The sequence below is a fragment of the Thermorudis peleae genome (assembly GCF_000744775.1).
Lineage (GTDB): Bacteria > Chloroflexota > Chloroflexia > Thermomicrobiales > Thermomicrobiaceae > Thermorudis > Thermorudis peleae.
Window position 1 is genome coordinate 1,049,957 of record NZ_JQMP01000003.1, and the last position, 16,979, is coordinate 1,066,935.

Annotated in this window: 13 protein-coding genes; 10 read left to right on the plus strand and 3 right to left on the minus strand. The window is 56.1% G+C overall.

Going from position 1 to position 16,979, the window contains the following annotated elements:
• The first annotated feature begins 18 nt into the window (after positions 1 to 18).
• From rpsA to radA, 3 genes are all read left to right on the plus strand, one after another.
• Positions 19 to 1,320 (plus strand): 30S ribosomal protein S1, encoded by a 1,302-nt coding sequence (gene rpsA, locus N675_RS07695; RefSeq protein WP_051914453.1) that lies wholly within the window; start codon positions 19 to 21, stop codon positions 1,318 to 1,320.
• A 264-nt stretch (positions 1,321 to 1,584) separates the two neighbouring features.
• Complete coding sequence (locus tag N675_RS07700) at positions 1,585 to 4,038, plus strand: ATP-dependent Clp protease ATP-binding subunit (RefSeq protein WP_038038838.1); 2,454 nt, start codon at positions 1,585 to 1,587, stop codon at positions 4,036 to 4,038.
• A gap of 106 nt (positions 4,039 to 4,144) precedes the next feature.
• Positions 4,145 to 5,572, plus strand: coding sequence for a DNA repair protein RadA (gene radA / locus N675_RS07705; protein ID WP_038038840.1), 1,428 nt, complete (start codon positions 4,145 to 4,147; stop codon positions 5,570 to 5,572).
• Here radA and murG read toward each other — a convergent pair.
• Positions 5,545 to 6,702, minus strand: a complete 1,158-nt coding sequence (gene murG / locus N675_RS07710; RefSeq protein ID WP_038038842.1) for an undecaprenyldiphospho-muramoylpentapeptide beta-N-acetylglucosaminyltransferase — start codon at positions 6,700 to 6,702, stop codon at positions 5,545 to 5,547. The genes radA and murG overlap by 28 nt on opposite strands.
• Before the next feature lie 150 nt (positions 6,703 to 6,852).
• On the opposite strand from murG, the gene lspA reads away from it, so the two are divergent.
• Genes lspA through N675_RS07725 form a run of 3 tightly spaced genes read left to right on the plus strand, consistent with a single transcriptional unit; the run spans position 6,853 to position 9,660 of the window.
• Positions 6,853 to 7,353 (plus strand): signal peptidase II, encoded by a 501-nt coding sequence (gene lspA / locus N675_RS07715; protein WP_051914454.1) that lies wholly within the window; start codon positions 6,853 to 6,855, stop codon positions 7,351 to 7,353.
• The gene (locus tag N675_RS07720) at positions 7,353 to 8,351 is read left to right on the plus strand and encodes an RluA family pseudouridine synthase (RefSeq protein ID WP_081886939.1); all 999 of its coding nucleotides are present in this window, start codon (positions 7,353 to 7,355) and stop codon (positions 8,349 to 8,351) included. The genes lspA and N675_RS07720 overlap by 1 nt, the downstream gene beginning before the upstream one ends.
• Positions 8,332 to 9,660: a glycerate kinase type-2 family protein gene (locus N675_RS07725; RefSeq protein WP_038038843.1), complete on the plus strand. Its 1,329-nt coding sequence runs from the start codon at positions 8,332 to 8,334 to the stop codon at positions 9,658 to 9,660. The genes N675_RS07720 and N675_RS07725 overlap by 20 nt, the downstream gene beginning before the upstream one ends.
• Here N675_RS07725 and N675_RS07730 read toward each other — a convergent pair.
• The gene (locus tag N675_RS07730) at positions 9,657 to 11,264 is read right to left on the minus strand and encodes a TolB family protein (RefSeq protein WP_038038844.1); all 1,608 of its coding nucleotides are present in this window, start codon (positions 11,262 to 11,264) and stop codon (positions 9,657 to 9,659) included. The two genes, N675_RS07725 and N675_RS07730, sit on opposite strands and share 4 nt — an antisense overlap.
• Positions 11,265 to 11,344: 80 nt before the next feature.
• On the opposite strand from N675_RS07730, the gene N675_RS07735 reads away from it, so the two are divergent.
• Both N675_RS07735 and N675_RS07740 read left to right on the plus strand, forming a co-directional pair.
• Entirely contained in the window at positions 11,345 to 12,265 is a 921-nt protein-coding gene (locus N675_RS07735) for a nucleoside hydrolase (RefSeq protein ID WP_038038845.1), read from the plus strand.
• 95 nt (positions 12,266 to 12,360) lie between these two features.
• Complete coding sequence (locus tag N675_RS07740) at positions 12,361 to 12,951, plus strand: hypothetical protein (RefSeq protein WP_038039588.1); 591 nt, start codon at positions 12,361 to 12,363, stop codon at positions 12,949 to 12,951.
• Between the two features lie 3 nt (positions 12,952 to 12,954).
• On the opposite strand, the gene N675_RS07745 is transcribed toward N675_RS07740, so the two are convergent.
• Positions 12,955 to 13,980 carry a polyprenyl synthetase family protein gene (locus tag N675_RS07745; RefSeq protein ID WP_231577972.1) on the minus strand — a complete coding sequence of 342 codons (1,026 nt, stop codon included), beginning with the start codon at positions 13,978 to 13,980 and terminating at the stop codon, positions 12,955 to 12,957.
• A gap of 230 nt (positions 13,981 to 14,210) precedes the next feature.
• On the opposite strand from N675_RS07745, the gene N675_RS07750 reads away from it, so the two are divergent.
• Together N675_RS07750 and N675_RS07755 are read left to right on the plus strand one after the other, a co-directional pair.
• Positions 14,211 to 15,932 carry a putative glycoside hydrolase gene (locus N675_RS07750; RefSeq protein WP_231577973.1) on the plus strand — a complete coding sequence of 574 codons (1,722 nt, stop codon included), beginning with the start codon at positions 14,211 to 14,213 and terminating at the stop codon, positions 15,930 to 15,932.
• Positions 15,933 to 15,935: 3 nt separating this feature from the next.
• Positions 15,936 to 16,883, plus strand: coding sequence for a decaprenyl-phosphate phosphoribosyltransferase (locus N675_RS07755; protein ID WP_038038846.1), 948 nt, complete (start codon positions 15,936 to 15,938; stop codon positions 16,881 to 16,883).
• Positions 16,884 to 16,979: the final 96 nt, after the last annotated feature.

Sequence of the window (16,979 nt, forward strand, 5' to 3'; positions counted from 1 at the left end):
GAGCTTGATGAGGGGCGCATGAGCCAGCAAGCCGTACTTGGAGACAGTGACGTTGCACTTTTTCAGGAACTACTGCGTGATCCGGCCCACGACTATCGGCTGTTCCGATACGGGGATGTCGTTGAGGGCACGATTATGAGCATTCACCCCGACGAGATCCTCGTCGATATCGGGGGTAAGTCTGAGGGGGTCGTGCCGGCGCGTGAATTCTCCACGCTTTCGCCGGAGGAGCTGGCGCAGTTGCGCCCAGGAGACCGAGTACTCGTCTTCGTCATGCAGGCAGAAGATCAGGCCGGCCAAGCCGTACTCTCAATCGACCGCGCACGCCAAGAGAAGAGCTGGCGACGGCTACAGCAACTCTATGAAGCTGGCGAGGTCCTCGAGGCTGAAGTTATTGGACATAACAAGGGTGGCCTGCTGGTCAACCTTGATGGTGTTCGGGGATTTGTTCCGGCTTCGCAGGTTGTAGCTATTCGCGGCGGCGATGAGAGCACCAAGCAGGCCGATATGGCGCGTTTGGTTGGGTCGCGCCTGCGCCTGAAGATCATCGAAATTAACCGACACCGGAATCGGCTCATCCTCTCCGAGCGTCAGGCGATGCAGGAGCAGCGTGACGCTGTCAAGGCGCAACTCATTGAGCGGCTGCGTGAGGGCGATGTACTTCGCGGTCGGGTAACAAGCATCGCTGACTTCGGCGTCTTCGTTGACATTGGCGGTGCTGACGGGCTGGTTCATCTTTCGGAAATTTCCTGGAATCGGGTGAAGCATCCGAGTGAAGTCCTTCAAGTTGGGGACGAAGTTGAGGTTTGCGTCCTCTCAGTCAACCCTGACCAGAAGAAGATTGCGCTGAGCATTCGGCGTACTCAGCCTGAGCCGTGGACGAAAATCGCTGAGTCGTATACGGTTGGGCAGCTTGTCCGCGGTACAGTTACGCAGCTTGCCGCCTTTGGTGCCTTTGCTCAGCTTTCTGATGGTATTGAAGGGTTGATCCACGTTTCTGAACTTGCGGGGTGGCGTGTTGAGCACCCGCGTGAAGTTCTCCATGAAGGTGATGAGGTAATCGTCCGTGTCATCCGAGTTGATGCCACGAGGCGTCGGATTGGCCTGAGCTTACGTCGTGCGCTGGAGGCTGATGATGAAGAAATTGAGGCGGCTTTGGGTCCCGATGGCCTCCGGATTAAACAGGAGTTGCTTGATCGTGGCATCACGCCGTATCCTGTAGATGAAGAATCCGAGCCGGTTGAGGATGAAGCGGACGTCTTAGACGAATTCGAAGAGACGGCTGAGCTCTCACCGGCCGATGATGGCGAGACTGCGTAAGCGATTGCTCGCCAGCTAAGCACACGAACAAGATGATGTTTCCCCCGAGCAATCGGGAGTTGTAACCGGCAGCCCCCAGCCTTTGGCGCGGGGGCTTGCCGCACCTTATTTGGCTGTTCTGCACGCTCTAGAAGGCAGGCAGCGTTTTCAGGTACACTAGAAAGTGCGCGGGTTCCGGCGAGATCAGCCGAAGCAGCGTCCGCGGAAGTTGGACGCCACTTCCTCCGTCAGGAACGCCGCCACGAGTCGTCGAGGGAGCGAGCAATGGCGGACAAATTCGAGAAGTTCACCGAGCGGGCAAAGAAAGTATTGGCGCTGGCCCAGGAGGAAGCGCGTCGCTTCAATCACAATTACATCGGTACTGAGCACATCCTCCTTGGGTTGGTCCGTGAAGGGGATGGCGTCGCAGCTCGTGTTCTCATGAGCTTGGGCGTCCAGCTCCCAAAGGTGCGGAGCGCGGTCGAATTCATTATCGGCCGTGGCGATAGCGCCGTCGTTGGGGAAATTGGGCTGACACCGCGGGCACGCAAGGTTATTGAGCTTGCGGTCGATGAAGCCCGGCGAATGAACCACCATTACATTGGTACCGAGCACCTCTTGCTCGGTTTGGTCCGTGAGGGCGAAGGCATTGCTGCCGGTGTCCTTGAGAGCCTTGGGGTGAGCCTCGAGAAAGTCCGCCAGCAGGTCCTACAGGTGTTGAATCAAGGGGCGGCATATCAGCAGCGAACGCAGCAGACCAAGACGCCCTATCTCGATGCCTTGGGCTTTGACCTGACTGAAGCGGCGCGTCAAGGCAAGCTGGATCCCGTTATTGGCCGCCATGCGGAGATTGAGCGCGTGATGCAGATCCTCTCGCGCCGCACGAAGAACAACCCTGCGTTGATTGGTGAACCGGGCGTTGGGAAGACCGCAATTGTTGAAGGCTTGGCCCAACGCATCGTTGCTGGCGATGTTCCTGAGCCACTTCAAGGCAAGCGCCTTGTTGCACTGGACATCGGAGCCCTGGTTGCCGGCACAAAGTACCGCGGCGAGTTCGAAGAGCGGCTGAAGAAGATTGTTGCCGAAGTGAAAGAATCGGGCACTATCCTCTTCATCGATGAGTTGCACACGCTTGTCGGGGCCGGGGCAGCTGAAGGCGCTGTTGATGCTGCCAATATCCTTAAGCCCGCACTCTCCCGGGGCGAGGTGCAGACAATTGGCGCAACGACCTTGGATGAATATCGCAAGTACATTGAACGTGATGCAGCGCTCGAGCGTCGCTTCCAGCCAGTAATGGTCAACGAGCCGACGGTTGAAGAGACGATCGAGATCTTGCGCGGGATCCGTGAGCGCTACGAGGAACATCACAAGCTCAAGATCTCGGATGAGGCTCTGCGAGCTGCAGCCGTCCTGGCTGCGCGCTATGTGCCTGATCGATTCTTACCCGACAAGGCCATCGACCTTGTCGACGAAGCTGCGTCACGCGTTCGCATGTACCGTTCCGCGTCGCCACCGTCGCTCAAGGAGGCGCGGCGTGGACTTGAATCGCTGCGTCGTGAGCTCGATGCTGCCGTGGCAAGCCAGGAGTTTGAACTTGCTGCCGAGTTGCGAGAACGCGAACGGCAGTTGTTGGCCCGCATTAGCGACCTTGAAGCGCGCTGGCAGCAGGAGCAGGGTCAGGAAGAGCCGCTGGTGACCGAAGAGGACATTGCACAGGTTGTCTCGATGTGGACAGGGATTCCGCTCACGCGGCTAGCGACTGAGGAAAGTGAGCGCCTGCTCCATATGGAAGAGGCGCTGCGTGAGCGTGTCATCGGTCAAGATGAAGCGATTGAGACTCTTGCTCGCGCTGTCCGGCGTGCTCGTGCAGGCTTGAAGGATCCGCGTCGACCGATTGGTAGCTTCATCTTCCTCGGGCCGACAGGGGTTGGCAAGACCTTGCTCGCTCGCGCACTGGCCGAGTTCATGTTCGGTAGCGAAGATGCGCTTATCAAGATCGACATGAGCGAATTTATGGAGCGGCACACGGTTTCGCGCTTGGTTGGTGCGCCGCCGGGCTACATTGGATATGAGGAGGGCGGCCAGCTCACCGAGGCGGTGCGCCGCAAGAGCTACTCAGTCATCCTGTTGGATGAGATTGAGAAGGCGCACCCAGAAGCCTTCAACATGCTGCTCCAGATCATGGAGGACGGAACGCTGACTGATGCGAAAGGGCGCCGCGTCGACTTCCGCAATACGATCCTGATCATGACGTCGAACATCGGCGCGGAGATGATCCAGCGTGAGGGCACGCTTGGGTTCGCTGTTGCTGAGAGCAAAGAGAAGCGCGCGCAGTATGAGTACCAAGTCATGCGCGACAAGGTTCTCAACCAACTCAAGCAGACGTTCCGTCCTGAGTTCCTGAACCGGATCGATGCGGTGATTGTCTTCCATCCGCTCTCGCCTGAGCAGGTGCGTCAGATTGTTGACCTTGAGCTGAAGCGCGTGCGCAAGCAACTTGCTGAACAGGACATCACGCTCGAGGTGACGACAGCAGCGAAGGATCTGCTGGCGGAGCGTGGGTATGATCGACAGTACGGCGCGCGGCCGCTCCGGCGGATTATTCAGAATCTGATCGAAGATCCGCTCGCGGAAGCTTTGCTCCAAGGACGCTTCAAGCCCGGGAGCACAATCGTCATCGACGTCCGGGATGGCCTGCTGTCGATCGAACCGGCTGACGCGCTTACCTCAGTCTCGTAATCCTGTTGGCTTCAGCGCGTGTGGGCGGCTCCAGCCTTGCTGGAGCCGCCTTTTGTTCCCTTCGGTATACTTGCGAACGTGTATTCGGCTATGGAGGTAACTGCCTGTGCCTCGTTCACGACATGATCGCTCGACGCGCTGGGTCTGCCAGCAGTGTGGCTATGAGAGCCCGGGCTTTTATGGACGCTGCCCATCATGTGGGGCATGGAACAGTCTCGTTGAAACGGTGATTGTCGACCGTCCATCATCTTCAAGCGGTCGTCATCGCACGTCTGTCCACGCAGTGCCGTTGGCACACGTGACGAGTGCGGGGGAACGTCGTCTGCCGATTGGCCTTGGGGAGTTTGATCGCGTTCTCGGTGGTGGGCTTGTACCGGGAGCACTGATCTTACTCGGCGGTGATCCGGGCATTGGGAAGTCGACGCTGTTACTTCAGGCTGCTGGGAACGTTGCCAATCGCATCGGCTCCGTACTCTATATCGCAGCCGAAGAGTCGGCGGAGCAAGTAAAACTTCGTGCCGATCGCATCGGGGTTAATGCTGATCAGCTCTATCTCCTGCCTGAAACAAGCTTGACAGCCGCACTCGATGTTGCCCAGACACTGAAGCCGCGAGTCGTCATTGTTGACTCAATTCAGACAGTCTTTGTCGAGGAACTGGCATCATCACCGGGCACGGTGAGTCAGGTTCGCGAATGCACAGCGCGACTGATGCGCTATGCCAAAGAAGCGCACGTCCCGGTATTCCTTGTTGGCCATGTCACAAAAGAAGGAGTCATTGCTGGACCACGAGTGGTCGAGCACATGGTTGATGCGGTGCTCTATCTCGAAGGCGAGCGATTCCATCAGTATCGCGTCTTACGTGCGGTCAAGAACCGGTTTGGTTCAACTGACGAAGTTGGCGTCTTCGAGATGGCTGACCACGGCTTGCAGGAAGTTGGCAATCCGTCTGGAGTCTTTCTTGAACAGCGCTTGCATGATGCTCCCGGCTCTGCAGTGATTGTCACCCTTGAAGGCACGAGGCCAATTCTCATTGAAGTGCAGGCGCTGACAAGTCCGGTTGGATACGCTATGCCGCGTCGCACCGCGACCGGCTTCGATCTCAATCGCCTGCAGTTGTTGGTCGCTGTCTTACAGAAGCGTCTTGGTTATCGGCTCGGTCATCATGACATCTTTGTTAATGTCACCGGTGGTCTGCGCGTGGTTGAGCCTGCTGCGGACCTCGGCGTTGCTGTCGCTATCGCATCAAGCTTCACGGAGCGGCCAGTACGCGATGATACAGTGCTTATTGGAGAAATTGGGTTGTCGGGTGAACTCCGCAGCGTAAGCGGGCTTGACCGGCGACTGCAAGAGGCAGCCAGTCTTGGCTTTCAACGTGCTGTCATACCGCCACTGTCTGAGCGGAATCAGGTGCTCACCAGTCGTTTGCCCCTTACTGTCGTATCAGCCCGGACTGTGGCCGAGGCAATTAGGCTCTCGCTCGCGGAAGCTTCTCCTGCAGTCTCGCTTCAGGATGACGTTGAAGCTGAAGCATAGTCGAGCAGCAGGGTCGCTAAGCGTTCCGCTGCGTCCAGGCGGGCAACATTCCGAGCACGTTCTGCCATTTGAGCTAGCTGCTCAGGCTGGTTCATCATCGTCTGGATCAAGCTAAGGAGCCGCTGTGGTGTGAGGTCCTGCTGCGGTAAGACGAGAGCGCCGCCGGCTTGCTCAAGGATTGCTGCATTGCGTGCTTGCTCATTGCCGGCTGCACCAGGCAATGGAATAAGAATGGCAGGTTTCCCCAGTCCTGCTAGTTCGGCAACCGTGTTTGCTCCTGCTCGACTCACAACCAACGTGGCTGCGGCATAGAGATGTGGGAGCACGTGGCTATCGACGTACTCGACGACCTGGTAGCGCGTAGCAAGCGCAGGAGGCAGCGCGGCGCGTGTTGCGCGAAGACGCGGGTAATCGTGATTTGCTGTGGTTGGCCCACATTGATGGACGACTTGAGTAAAGAGCAGAAGCTCCGGGAGTATCTGCTCGACCGCAAGGTTCAGTGCATGGGCGCCCAGCGAGCCGCCCGTAATGTAAAGCACCGGCAACTGTGGCGTGAACTGGAAGTGCGCAAGCGCTTGTGATGCGTCGCCTGTGAAAAGCTCTGGACGGAGTGGCAACCCGGTTACTGTAGCTTTGTGCGCGAAATGACCGAGCCATTGGACTGTTTGCGGATAGGTCAAGGCAATCTTCCGGACGAATGGGGCAGTAAGCCGAGTTGCGAGACCAACAGTCGCTGTCTGTTCGTGGATGATGGCGGGGATACCAAGGATGCCTGCAGCGATCACCGCTGGCACGCTGACATAACCGCCAGTGCCGAAAACGACATGGGGGCGAAGTCGGCGCAGGAGCACGATTGCTTGGAGCAGTCCAAGGGGGATCTTGACCAGATCGAAAGGCGTTTGCCAGGCGAGGTACCGACGCAGCTTACCAGTGAGAATTGGGTAGAATGGCACGTATTCTTGCTGAGCGATTTGTCGCTCAAGCCCTCGTCCGCTTCCAATCCAGAATACTGAAATATTCAGTGAAAGGCGTTGTCGTAGGACATGCAAGACTGCGACGGCAGGTTGAATGTGTCCTCCGGTTCCGCCCCCAGCAATGACAAGATGGAGTTGCTGTTTTCTACTTTGCATCTCCTTCTCCCCTAGTTCCGGCCTGCAAGCCTAGCATCTTACATGGGGCTTTGCGCTACACTTGAGTGGTACGGCTTGTGCCGACGCTGTTTGGAGCGCATGGACGCAAAGCAGCACGACACTCTACAAGACATAGTTGAGCAGAAGCCAGTGGCAACGCTTCTCTCAGAGCGCCGAGTGCCCGTGTGGGTTGTCGGTGGTATTGCGTTGGGTGTACTTCTGCTCGACCAAATCTCCAAGTCGCTTGTATTGACCTACTTGGGTCCAGCACGTCAGGATGGCCCGGTCCAGATTGTTATCATTCCGCGAGTGCTGCGTCTCATTTACGTTGAGAATACAGGTGCAGCTTTTGGTGTACTTCAAGGACGTAATCCAGCATTGGCCTTTCTTGCCGTTATTGTCGTTGCGATCTTAGCGGTTTGGTTTCGGTCGATCGCAACGACATCACGCTGGGGTGCCTTAGCCCTTGGCTTACAGGTTGGCGGAGCACTCGGGAATGTACTCGATCGCTTTCGCCATGGATTCGTCATTGATTTCATTGATGTTCCACATTGGCCGACCTTCAATCTTGCTGATAGTGCAATTACGGTTGGCGTAATCTTGCTTGCGTTGATCTTGCTGGAACGCGATCTCCGTGCACGTAAGGGATGATGACTACCGATCACGGTGAGTTAAGTCTGCCGATTGAACGATCTACTGTCCGGTTAGTCTTCACGATTGCGCCTGAGGAACAGGGTGAACGGCTTGACCGGCTTATTGCCTCGCGTGTTACCGGCGTGAGTCGAAGCTATGCTCAGCGGTTAATGGAAGAAGGCCGTGTCCGGGTAAACGGTCAGTCTGTGCGCCCTGCGTACCGTGTCAAGCCAGCAGATCAGGTCGAACTTTGCTTGCCCCCACCTGAATCTCCCGATGAGCTCACCCCGGAGTATTTGCCAATCCCGGTGCTCTATGAAGATGATGATGTTCTGGTGTTTGATAAACCGCCGGGGATTGTCACGCATCCTTCTCCTGGACATAAACGCGGTACCCTGGTGAACGCCGTGCGTGCAATCCGACCAGGGTTGCCGTTGTTGCCAAGTATTCGCCCTGGTATTGTCCATCGGCTGGATAAAGACACCTCAGGGTTGATCGTCGTTGCCAAAAATGAGCCGGCTCGCCTTTTCCTTCGCGAACAGTGGCAAACACACCGGGTTGTGAAACGATACCTTGCTCTTGTCCATGGCGTTGTACCGGACGACGAAGCGACAATCGATGCGCCGATTAACCGTGATCCGCGTGATCCAAAGCGTATGGCCGTAGTCGCTGGTGGTCGACCGGCAATCACCCACTTCCGTGTGGCTGAGCGGTTCCTTTCAGCAACGCTTCTCGATGTGACGATTGAGACTGGGCGAACGCATCAGATTCGTGTTCACATGGCATTTATTGGGCATCCTGTTGTTGGTGATGAAATGTACGGGCGTCGGACGTTTATCGTGCCGGTTCCTCGCCAATTTCTCCATGCCTACTATCTACGCTTTACCTTGCCTTCTGGACGACCGATTGAGCTTCAAACACCGCTCCCCTATGATCTCCTCGATGTCCTCAATCGCTTGCGAGCGGCTGAGCAGGTAGAGGAAGGGGAGCGACGCGATGGATCAGCTACGCGCTAAGCAGTGGGTTGAGCAAATCTATGCCACAGCTCTAGCCGCCGTTGACGCAACGCACCTTGTCAAGGCAACGCTCCAGCTCACTGATGATGCACTGTGGGTGCAGGGAGAACGATATCCCCTTATCCCATCGGCGCGGCTTGTCGTCTTAGCGATTGGCAAGGCTTCGCTCGCGATGGCTCGGGGAGCTGAAGCCGCGCTCGGGAAACGGATTACTCACGGTCTGGTCGTGACAAAACGCGGCCTTGTTGAAGAAGTTGGCTCCTTAGCCCATTTCCGTATTTTGGAAGCGGAACACCCAGTTCCCGGGCCTGGGAGTTTCGCGGCAGGGGAGGCTGTGCTCTCAGCAGTCAGCGGGCTGAGGGGAGAAGATCTCGTCGTTGTCTTGCTCTCAGGTGGCGGTTCAGCACTCGTTGAATCACTCTATCCTCCATTGACGCGTGAGGAACTCGCGGTGACCACAGAACTCCTCCTCCGGGCCGGGGCAGATATCTGGCTGCTCAACGCTGTGCGCCGTCGTCTCAGCCGCATTAAAGCTGGCGGTCTTGCCCGGGCAGCGTTGCCGGCACGTGTCATCAACATTATCGTCTCGGATGTTCTTGGTAATCCGTTACCTGTTATTGCCAGTGGACCTACGGTTTCTCCAGAACCTGAAGACAGTGATCCGATTGCGCAGATTCGTGCGCTTGGCGTTTGGGAACACTTACCGCCTGCAGTCCAGCACGCTCTGCTTCGCCCCATTCCGGCTGAACCATTGCCAAATGTCCTAGCCAGCATCATCCTGGCGGACGCACGGACGTTTGCGCTTGCTGCGCAGCGGGCAATTGAACAGATAGGTCTCCCTGCGTACCTTCTTGCTGATCGCTTTACTGGCGAGGCGCGCGAGTTTGCCCGTTTCTGGGCTGCGCTCGCTCGTCATATTCACGACTATCAATCGCCGTGGAACTCCCCCGTGTGCCTTATTGGTGCAGGCGAACTCACCGTGACTGTTCGTGGTCAGGGACGAGGTGGCCGCAATACTGAAATGGCGCTTGCTGCTGCGCTCGAGCTGGCTGGACTTTCCAACATCGTCATCGCAAGCCTTGCGTCGGACGGTGACGATGGCCTGAGTGGAGCGGCGGGCGCTGTCGTCACTGGAGAAACAGTGACAGCACTTCGTGCACACGGTATCGACCCACATCGCGTACTCTGGAACAACGATAGCGCGACTGCCTTAGCACAGGTCGAAGGGTTGCTGCCAAAGCGTGTAACGAACACGAATGTGAATGATCTCTATCTCGCCTTGATTGGTACACCGCCAGCTGACCTTTAGGGCATCAGCATTGTCGTATCAAGTGGCGGCCGTGGGAGCCAGCCCATGCGCTCAAGCATTTCGCGGCCAAGCAAACCAAGCGTAATGCGTGCATTCGGGTCGCTTGCTTCAGGATGATATTCGAATCGAGCCCGTTCAAAGTATTGGACGGTATGACCGTTTTCTGTGAACTCCTCACTGATCGGATAGCCGAAAATGGCCAGTCCACCATGTGTTTCCCAGAAAGTCTTAAATCCGTATGCAAGCGAATGTCCAGTTTCGGGAAAGTAGAGGCGATCGCTCGTGCTCTGGAATGGAGCGATTGGCTGAAATGCGCGGTCTTGCGTTAACTCGACGCCGAGCCGGCCAATCGTGATCCGTTCATTTTCTGGGCGGTCAGCCCGGTATTCAAGCCGCGCGCGCTCAAAGTACTGAACTGTTACTTTTTCTCCAGTGGCTGGATCGGTGATGGTAAACTCTTCACTTAATGGGTAACCAAAAATCTGCTCAGCCCCATGCGCTTGCCAGAACGCCTTAAATCCGGCAGAGACATAGTGTTGCGTTTGCGGGAAATAGACGCGATCAGGGCTCGGCACTGCCGGAGGATCTTGTGGGTCAGTTGGCAAGCGCTGAATCAGCGCAACTGCCTGGACACGTGATTGCCCAGTGGGAAGGCCAGCAATCCACGCAATCGTTGTTGGGTTCACCGCTGGGGTTGTTACGTCTTGCGAGCGTGCAATGGCAAATTCTTGCTTTGCCTCAATGTCGTAGGCATAGATGCCGGCTAAACCAGAGCGCCAATCTTCCCAGACAACCCGCTTTCCGTCAGTTGCTGCTACCCCAATGAAATGGTCTTGACTCAGCACGCGTTCTTCGTGGCTCTGGATATTCCGGAGTACCAACTGGGGCGTGCTGCTCTGTGGTTGCCAGCGTAAGAAAATGAGCCAATCGCCAGCAAGATGAGGGTATTCTTCGTCCAGGGAACCTTGGGTCAAGAATGTTTGAGTGCGTGTAGAAAGATCGTAAAGCACCAGTTTCCAGTGATCCTGTTGATATTCCTGCCAGACGATACGGGTGCCACTGATCGTTGGATAGCCGTGGTTTTGATCACTGCTACTTAGCTGCATTGGCTGGTTATCGCTGAGCCGACGGGCGAAGATTTGCCACGTCCCGTTGATGCGCTGTCTCCACACGACAATATCGCCATCGATGGCTGGTTGATCGACTTCAGCGGGGGCTGAGGTGATTGTCAGGCGTTGACCTTGGCCCAAATCGATGCCAACGATCTGTCGTTGTGTCGACTCCTTGCCACTTACCCATACAATCCTTGAACCGGAGACTGCTGGGGCTGTGCGATAGCCGGGAGTTGGATCAGGCCGAAACTCTCGATTATCGGTGAGGTCGTAGGCGTAAATATCTGGGGTTCCCGAGCGCCAGTCCTCCCAAACGAGTAAGGTTGAACTCATTGCCAGACCGCGGATCTGCTGGCCAACTGAGGATGTTAGCGATGGCTCGATACGATATGGGAGTGTCGCAGCAGAGACATGGAGAGTCCAGATCGGAGCAGTAAGGAGAAGGCTGAACAGAAACAGAACTCGAGAAAGCCGCTTGGTCTGTCTTTGCATGTGCCCCTTCCTTGACTCGCTTGTCCCGTGCGAGTATAGCGCAGTCAAGGGTGATGCCTTTCGTAGAGGAGGAGGGCACGATGGCCGTGCCTTTGGTACTTGACGTTGATACTGGTGTCGACGACGCGTTAGCGCTCGCACTTGCCTCTCGGCTTCCATCGATCCAACTCATCGGCGTCACGACGGTTGCGGGGAACGTCGATTGCCCACAGGCGACGAGTAACACACGGAAGGTTCTAACCGCAATCGGGGCGCAGGATATTGTCGTTGTGCCGGGCGCTACGCGCCCTTTACTCCGTCCTCACCGTGATGCTCGCTACTTTCACGGCCCCAATGGCTTAGGGGGCGGTGAACTTCCTGAAGGCAAGAACCCAATCAGTGATTTGCCAGCGCCAGCATGGCTTATTCAGCAAGCGCGCATCTATGCGGGCGAGCTTGTGCTCGTGTGCGTTGCGCCACTGACCAACCTGGCTATGGCGCTTTTGCTCGAACCGTCACTGCCGCAGTTGCTTCACCGCGTTGTTGTCATGGGCGGGGCCTTCACCGTTGCCGGTAATGTCACGCCATTTGCTGAGTTTAATTTATGGGAGGATCCTGAGGCGGCTGCGATCGTGGCGCAAAGTTCTTTGCCGCTCACATTTGTTGGCCTTGACGTTACAGCGCACGTGACACTCAGTCGGGAACAGTGGGAATATGCTCGGCGAGCAGACCATGCTGAAGCACGCTTGCTGGCCGAAATTGGGCAGTGGGCTTTTGAATCACTTGGACTTTCATCCTTTGCACTCCACGATCCACTTGCCCTGGCGGTAGCCTTTGATTCATCGTTGGTTGGAGTAGAGCAGTCTGCTGTTTGGGTTGATACCAGCCCGGTTTCACCAGGGCGAACGTTCCTCATTGCTGCTTCCTCCTCACTCCCTGCGCACCTCATTGCCCTGGATGTCGATCGCGACCGCTTTTCCGCGCTGTTCTGCGAAGCGCTTGGATTGCCGCTGGCGCAGTGAAATGCTCGTGCCTTTGTGCCTGGTAGATCTCCGGGTCATAATGGAAAGTACGGAGCATGTCGCGCAATATCGCTGAGCGGACTATGGAGGCGGCGATGACGAGTGAAAATGACGTCCGTGAGGTTCCTGCATTACAAGACGTAGACTTGCTTGGGCGACTTACCCAGTACTTCGATACGCTTCAGCAACATCTGCGTGCTGGGCATGGCTGGTTTATCTTCAATGCCCGAGGGACTCGTGGTGCACGAATTGTTGGCTTCATTCTGAGCCGTTTGGCCGATTATCAACCGCTTGTGACGTATTACTATGTCCCTTGGCGAGATTTTGCCTTGAACGCCTATATGGTTGAGGTCGAGTTACATGCAATGGCAGAGCATGGCCAGGCGTTGCAGGGGAGAGTCAAACAAGAGTATGACATTGCCACGCGCGTCTCTCGCGATAGCATGACGCGAATGATCGTGTCAGACTTGCTCATTGTTGCCGGCGTCTTCCCACACCACCGGCATGAGCTTCAGTTCTTGGATCAGGCAGTTGAGCGACGCTATGCGCAGCGACTCTCGACGATCTTGATTACGCCCTTGCAACCGCATGAGCTTGCTCGGCAAATGGACGAACTTGCACCAGAAGCGCACTATTGGGATCGCCTTTTCACGCGGATGTATGAGCGCAGTCTTATTGCCATGTAGGTGCTAGAATTGTCGCTCAATTGCATGTTGGGCGAGCGCCTCGAGCATCGCTCGTGCTTCTCCGTCGGGCAGTCGGGAGAGTAGCTGTCGTGCGTCCTCGATATAGTGAACAGCAAATTGCCAGGCTTGCTCGAGGACGCCTGATGTGCGAATTGCCTGCACGGCTGTGGCGAGTGCTTCAGCTGATTCCGCTCCTTCACTGACGATTCGACTCACCAGTGCTCGTTCGGCTGCCGTCCCACGCTCCTGCTGTAGGAACAGCATGGTCGGCAGTGTCACTGTACCTTGGCGGAGGTCATGGCCGGCAGGTTTGCCCAAGCGTGTCGAATCTTCTCGCAGGTCAAGGATGTCGTCGATGATTTGATACGCCATCCCGAGGCAGCTTCCGAATTCGCGCAACGTTGCAATCTGGTCGTCTGTTGCCTCACCAAGGATTGCCCCGATTTCGGCTGAGCTCGCGAAAAGCGCCGCGGTTTTGCCATAGATGCGCCGTTGATAGTCATCGAGAGTGACATCGGTTGAATGTGCGGCAAAAATTTCGCGTAGTTGGCCGTCGCAAATGCTGCCGAGACAGCTGGCAAACACGGCAAGCACGCGCGGATTCATCGTTGACGCGGCTAACATCGCTGATCGTGCGAACATATAGTCACCAACGAGGATGACAACCTCGGGATCAAGGAGCGCGTTCAAAGTCGGTTTGCCTCGCCGGGTTTCCGCGTGGTCAATTGAATCATCATGAATCAGTGAGGCTGTGTGCAGGAGTTCAATTCCGGCAGCTGCTGGGACAAGGCGGTCAAGGTCATACCGAAATGGCTTCGCTGCGAGAAGCAGTAAGAGAGGGCGAAGGCGCTTTCCCCCAGCAGCAACTAACTCACGTAAAACATCGCCGACGAGGGGGTATTCGACGACAGTTTCGGCCAAGAGCCGCTCCTCGACCCGCCGAAGGTCGGGTTGCATCCGCTCGAGGACTGTTGTGAACTCCAAGGGGCCCCCAGTGCTCTGAATCCGCCGAGCTGTCCGTGCAGCCACCGCGTTCCGCTCTCTTTGCAGGCGATTATACCTTGTTCGCTGTTATCCCCTTGCTGTGAAGCGATGCTTGTCATCTCCCGCAATATGATCGCTGGGCTATGGCATACTGGCCCGTGGTACTGGTGGAAGTGTGGGAAGGGATGGTTCAAACCCGTCGTCAACCAAGGTATATCCAAACGCCGTTTGGCTTACGGCCACGTCGGCGTCGCTGGCCTTGGCTGAGCTGGCGTATGAGTATCGCGAGTATTTTACTTCCATTACTGCTCGCGGGGGCCTCGCTCGCGTATCTCTCTTACCAACGTAATCATGTCAGTATTACGGCCCTTGATGCAGCAACTCGCAAACCACTGCAACACGCTGAGTTGATCTTTGCTGATGGTACAGTGCGGTCATTTTCTGGCTCGGTGCGACTCTCGATACGGCGGCCGACCATTGTGCACCTTCATTGCGCTGATTGCATTCCTCAGACGATAACGCTTGAGCCAGGTCGTCAGTATGTACTCCAGCTGGTACATGCAGTCCTTCGCGGAACAGTGGTTGATCGATCAACGCAGAAGCCAATCCCAGGTGTCCATGTTGTTGCTCTCGTTGGTGGCCAAGAGGTGGCTGGGACAACAACTGCTGCTGATGGCACCTATATCCTCCAGCCAGTGCCTGCCAATGCCACGATCGTCTTTCAACACGGCGATTATGCTCAAGTTGAAGTACGACGTGCCGTTCAACCGGTCATTGATGTTGCGCTTCGCCCCGATAGTGTACGCGGCCAGATTCAGGATTCCTCTGGGAAACCAGTTGCTGGTGCACTTGTTGCGGCGTCTGGTGGAGTCACAACGATAACAGCTCACGATGGCTCGTTTGTGTTAAAAGGCGTGCCTGAGACAGGACTCCTCCTTGTAAAGGCGCCAGGTTTTCAGGTGAAGACACTCACATTACCTCTCGCCAGTCCCCTTGAGCTCAAGCTTGCACCGCTTTCGGTGCGGGCCATTTATCTTAACGCTGATGTCTTAAGCCATCCTGAAGCACTTCAGGAACGTCTTGCTTGGCTTCCCGGAAGCCTTGTGAACGCTGTCGTGCTTGATTTAAAGGACAGCACAGGCCATGTTTTTTATGACAGTCACGTGGCACTTGCTCGCCAGATCGGAGCCGTTGATCCGCGTTACGATCCGAAGCAGCTGGTCGCCCAGTTGAAACACCAAGGGATCTACACGATTGGTCGAATTGTCGTCTTTGAAGATCCCGTTCTGGCAGCTGCCCATCCCGAATGGGCTGTGCGCAATCGGAAAACCGGTGGGGTGTGGCAAACCTGGACTGATGTGGCCTGGATGAACGCGAATCAGCCTGAGGTTTGGGACTATAACATTGCGTTAGCTGTTGAAGCTGCAGGCTTTGGCTTTGATGAAATTCAGTTTGATTATGTGCGGTTCCCTAGCGATGGCCCACTGAACGACGCTGATTTTGGCATGCCTTCGACGATGGAATCACGGGTCGCGGCCATTCGCTCGTTCCTGCATCGAGCGCATCTCGCCCTTGCACCTACACCGACGGTGCTTGCTGCCGACGTGTTTGGCCTCACCGTCTGGGCCGAGGATGATAGTGGCATTGGGCAACAGCTCGAGGCGCTGCTGCCTGAAGTCGACTATCTTTGCCCGATGATTTACCCTTCGCACTTCGCGGCTGGATCAATGGGCTTTGCAATCCCGAATGATCATCCCTATGAAGTCATTCTCTGGAGCCTCCAGCGCGGAGCGAAGCGAGCTGAAACAGCTGCAGCAAAATTACGGCCCTGGCTCCAGGACTTTTCCTATGGACCGGGGATCGATTACGGACCAAACGAGGTGAAGGCCCAGATTCAAGCTGTACAGGATGCTGGTGGAACGTCCTGGCTACTCTGGAACGCCGATAGCGTGTACCATCAGGAAGCACTACAAAACGGAGGGGCTGGGGTGCACTAGCGCATGACACGGCATGTCGAGCAAACACCAACTGCCCAGCAATCAGTGACAACGGTACCGCAGGCGGTACCAAGCCTCTGGATTGACCTTCTTCGGTCTTTGCGGCCTCGCCAGTGGGTGAAGAACGCAGTAGTCTTTGCTCCGTTGGTCTTTGGTGCACAGCTAACCCATTTCTCGGCTTGCCTCCGTGCTGTATTGGCCGCGGGGGCATTTTGTGCCGTTGGAAGTGCGGTCTATCTTTACAATGATTGGCATGATGCTGAAGCAGATCGGGCACACCCGTTGAAGCGTTTCCGTCCAATCGCTGCTGGTCGATTACGTGGGCGAGTTGTCTGGAGCACCTTCGTGGTGCTGTTGTTGCTTGGCGCAGTGCTCGCCATCGTCGTCAATGTTTCTCTCCTCCTTGTTCTCGCTGCTTATCTCCTCTTGATGGTGACCTATACCCGATGGTTGAAACATGTCGTGCTCATTGATGTGTTAGTGATCGCTGGAGGGTTTGTATTACGTGCTGTTGGCGGCGGCGTTGCCGTTTCGGTACCCATGTCTCCCTGGCTCTACATGTGCACTGTGCTCTTAGCGTTGTTTCTGGGCTTTGCGAAGCGCCGCCATGAACTTGTGTTACTTGATCTGGCCGCAACCAACCATCGACCGATTCTCGATGATTATCCTGTTGCGTTACTGGATGCCTTGCTGACGGTAACTGCTGCCGCAACCATTATGGCGTATTCACTCTATACTTTCTCAGCGCCTAATCTGCCGTCTAACCACGCTATGATGCTCACGATCCCATTTGTTCTGTATGGGCTCTTCCGCTATCTCTATCTTGTCTATCGACGTGAGAGCGGTGGGGTCCCGGAACAGGTGCTGTTGAACGATCTCCCGTTACTGATCAGCATTGTTCTCTGGGGGCTTGCAGCGCTTATAGTACTTTATGCTCCATCCTTGCTATAACTCGCCGCAATGTTATTTGTATGAGTTGTTGCAAGGATGCGCGGATGGCGGTATACTCATCAATGCCGGTCAACACCGAGCGTTTTGGCTCAGTTG